We start from the raw sequence: 3,581 nt of genomic DNA, 5'->3' as shown, positions 1-3,581 counted from the left end.
TGTAATAGATTATGCAGTGGCGCATTTAAAAGTAAAACATGTCGTTGTTTGTGGCCACTATTACTGTGGAGGTGTAAAAGCTGCAATGGAGTCACAAGATTTAGGTGTTTTAAATCCATGGTTAAGAAATATTCGTGACGTCTACCGTATCCATAAAACAGAATTAAATGCCATTGATGATGAAGAGTCAAGGTACAAAAGGCTAGTGGAACTGAACGTTCAAGAGCAATGTATCAACGTGATAAAAACAGCACAGGTACAAAAAGCTTCATTGGAAAGAGATTTTACTGTGCACGGATGGGTGTTTGATATTCACTCAGGAAAATTAATAGATTTAGAAATAGACTTCCCTAAAATTTTAGAGGACGTCATGGAAATCTATAAATTGGGATAATTCTATATTTTTTCAAAAAAAACTTCTAGGCAAGCTCTGGTTAGATCCCTGTATCTTTTCTGTTTATCGGTGGTTTAATTGTAAGTTTTAGGGATATTCAATTTATCCATGTTTTACTTACCGTATATCGAATTTAGATTGATACTTATCTATTTCAAATAAGACCTATAGCTGGATGAATTAAATTGCTAAAAATAGCACAACAACTACTACAATGAAAGAAAAAAGGAGTTACCTATTCCTTTTATTACTGAGCCTATTATTTATTCAACTTTCAATTGCTCAAGAGAAACAACTCTTAAAGCATAAACATTTATGGAATACTGCCATAGGTGATATTCAAATCAAAGAGAAGTGGTTCTTCAATAGCGAAGTGCATGTCCGCTTCACGGATGCTTGCAGTGAATTTCAGCAATACTTATTCATTCCAGGTATAAAGTACAACTATAAACCACATATAAGCTTCTCTAGTGGATTTACGTACTTTAAAAATTTGCCCCACGGAGAAGTTCCCCTTCCCATAGCACAGTCAGAAATCACTTTATGGCAACAGACAACCTTGAAACATAAAACGCATCAGTTTTCCTTCTTTCACCGTTTGAGAATGGAAGAACGTTTCACTCAAAAATTAATTACAGGTGAAAATGGAGATACTTGGATAGATGGAAGGGTTTATAACAACAGGTTTAGGTACAGGTGTCTGGTGAACCGGCCAATTACCAAAAGTAAGAAGGTGTACCTTATGAGTTTTAATGAAATATGGCTGAACATCCCTAGCAAATCTTTAGAGGTGAGTTTAAATCAAAACCTATTTTATTTGGGGACTTATTATAAGTTCAGGAATGGAGTACGTCTTGGAATTGGCGGAATGCATCAATATTTAAATCGAGGAAAAACACTGGCCGAGAGCAATTTAATGCTCTCCTTTTTATGCTTATACAAAATAGGAAAAGGCAATTGATCTTTGATGGTTTTATGATATAGGTCATAAAAAAAGAGACGAAAAAACTTCATCTTTGAAGATTGTAAACAAAGGAAAATGAAAGATACACTAGATAAATTAGAAGAGAAATATAAGGGTTTGGATGAACCTATGGAGACTTATTTAAAAGGACTCCTATACCAAAAGCCTATCACATACTGGGATTATATTGATACTGAGGCTTTACTTTCTTTACAAAAGCCAAGAACTGATTTTCCGGATGAGATGGTTTTTATCATGTACCACCAGGTAAATGAGATTTTGTTTAAAATGATGTTGCATGAAATAGAGCAATTACAAGAAACAGATAACTTAACGCCTGAGTTGTTTTCTTCTAAATTATCAAGAATTTCGCGTTACTTCGATATGTTAACTTCATCTTTTACAATCATGAAAGATGGAATGGAGCCTGAGCAGTATTTGTTATTTAGAGATACTTTAACACCAGCAAGTGGTTTCCAAAGTGCGCAATACAGAATGATTGAGTTTTCTTGCACCAATGCTTTAAATTTGGTTGATCCTAGGTTTAGAAATGAGGTAAATAAAGATTCTGAAACGGAAGATATTTTCAATAGACTTTACTGGCAAGCCGCAGGTAAGAACTTCAAAACTGGAGAGAAGAAACAATTGCTGTTCAATTTTGAGAAAAAATACAAGAGCTTCTTTTTAGATTACATGGAGAAACACAGTGAAAACAACTTGTATTCTATGTACTTAAGCTTACCCAAAGAAGCTAGGGAGAATGAAAACCTTATAGCTGCAATGCGTCATTTAGACTACACCATAAATATTACATGGGTCATGGCACATTACAATACAGCTAAAAAATACTTGAACTACGGTCAGGAAGACAAACCAAAAGCGGCAACAGGTGGTAGTGATTGGACCAAATACATGCACCCAAAATACCAAAGAAGAGTATTTTTCCCAAGTTTATGGTCTGAGGACGAATTAAAGAATTGGGGAGAAGATTTAGAACAATAGATCGAATTAAGAAAGATTAAAAAGCCCGCTTCAACTGTAGTTGAGCGGGCTTTTTGTTGTTGTTGTTATGGAGTTCAATTTACATACTTAGTAAGGCGTATATTAGAAACGCTGTGGCGCTAATAATACTCAATACAAAAGTGTTGAAAATGAGTTTCATACTCATTTGGGCAATTATAAATGCGTTAGAAGCCATGGTAATCATTGCCAATAGAATTAATGGGATTAAATCCTTATCGTTTTCTAATTGAAGTAAATAATTTACAGCTACTGCACTTAAGCAAGATTGTAGCGTCATTCCTATTGTAGTTAAGCCAAATCTTCCTTGTTCTAATTTGGTGTAAAATCCATTATCTGCTGTGGCTACTGCTGTTTTTGCACTCATGATATCTATGTTTTGTTTTAGGTAAAATTAAGACCAAGTTTTAGCAGTTTTTATGACCTTAATCATAGCTTTTAAATGAATGTTGAGCTACCTTTATAGCTATTTTGGTATAGAAAATGGTAATATTGCAAGTGTAAATTAGAACTATGAAAAGATTGATTTTTGCTTTGTGCATGCTTTTTAGTGGTTTGGCAGGTGCCCAAACGTATTATCAATATGTCGGACCAGGTTTGGTTTATTCTCACTACCAGCAAGAATTAGAGTTTGTAGAAGGAAATGTTCCTGCGGGTACATTGAGGTATAATTCCATTATTTATGGTTTTAGTTATGGCGGAAAAATATTGGTTAATAAACGACCTAATTTTTCTTACGGTGTGGGAGCTTATCCATTTGGAGGTGTTTATCTAGCATCTTTTTCTAACAATGTTTTTGGTAATATTGGTGTAAACCTTCCTGTATATGGAGAGGTAATGCTAGGTAATCCAGAAAGCTATAACATGTTTTTAGGATTAGGTTTTGAATATAATTTCTACAAAGAATTTGGATTCAATATGGAACACGTGATTGGTCCAAGTGTTGAATTAGGAGGTCAAATTGATTTACCCAACCGTATTATTGCGGTGAAACTGGCTTATACGTACGGACTAAACAAGGGGAGATATGACGACCCAAGTCTTCGTGTGGTGAGTGGTAGAAGAGGTTCATTTACAGCTACTTTATATTATCCTTTTTAAGTAATGATTAAAGAAGAAATGATGCTTCGCTACGGAGCTGAAAAAATACATTTAAAAAAAGGGGAGGTCTTGTTTGAGAAGAATGATGTTCCTCGTTTCTTC

5 protein-coding genes are annotated in these 3,581 nt (G+C 34.5%); 4 read left to right on the top strand and 1 reads right to left on the bottom strand.

The genetic code is table 11. The features are described from left to right. From R3333_RS13260 to R3333_RS13250, 3 genes are all read left to right on the top strand, one after another. On the top strand, window positions 1–394 hold a 394-nt coding region (locus tag R3333_RS13260; protein WP_318959253.1), incomplete at its 5' end, for a carbonic anhydrase. A gap of 214 nt (window positions 395–608) precedes the next feature. Then, window positions 609–1,355, top strand: a complete 747-nt coding sequence (locus R3333_RS13255; protein WP_318959252.1) for a DUF2490 domain-containing protein — start codon at window positions 609–611, stop codon at window positions 1,353–1,355. Window positions 1,356–1,433: 78 nt separating this feature from the next. After that, entirely contained in the window at window positions 1,434–2,360 is a 927-nt protein-coding gene (locus R3333_RS13250; RefSeq protein WP_318959251.1) for a tryptophan 2,3-dioxygenase family protein, read from the top strand. Window positions 2,361–2,439: 79 nt separating this feature from the next. Here R3333_RS13250 and R3333_RS13245 read toward each other — a convergent pair whose 3' ends face one another. Beyond that, the gene (locus tag R3333_RS13245; protein ID WP_318959250.1) at window positions 2,440–2,745 is read right to left on the bottom strand and encodes a hypothetical protein; all 306 of its coding nucleotides are present in this window, start codon (window positions 2,743–2,745) and stop codon (window positions 2,440–2,442) included. Between the two features lie 146 nt (window positions 2,746–2,891). Between R3333_RS13245 and R3333_RS13240 the strand changes: the two genes are divergently transcribed. Beyond that, window positions 2,892–3,479, top strand: a complete 588-nt coding sequence (locus R3333_RS13240) for a hypothetical protein (protein ID WP_318959249.1) — start codon at window positions 2,892–2,894, stop codon at window positions 3,477–3,479. Window positions 3,480–3,581 lie beyond the last annotated feature (102 nt).

The organism is Lishizhenia sp., from assembly GCF_033720595.1.
GTDB lineage: Bacteria > Bacteroidota > Bacteroidia > Flavobacteriales_D > Crocinitomicaceae > Lishizhenia.
Note: the sequence above shows the minus strand (reverse complement) of the source record. Positions and strands in the feature narration are given on the sequence as shown.

Bases quoted from the DNA above. Each gene is read 5' to 3' on its own strand.
- R3333_RS13255 (WP_318959252.1), top strand. From the start codon at position 609: ATGAAAGAAAAAAGGAGTTACCTATTCCTTTTATTACTGAGCCTATTA.
- R3333_RS13250 (WP_318959251.1), top strand. From the start codon at position 1,434: ATGAAAGATACACTAGATAAATTAGAAGAGAAATATAAGGGTTTGGAT.
- R3333_RS13245 (WP_318959250.1), bottom strand. From the start codon at position 2,745: ATGAGTGCAAAAACAGCAGTAGCCACAGCAGATAATGGATTTTACACC.
- R3333_RS13240 (WP_318959249.1), top strand. From the start codon at position 2,892: ATGAAAAGATTGATTTTTGCTTTGTGCATGCTTTTTAGTGGTTTGGCA.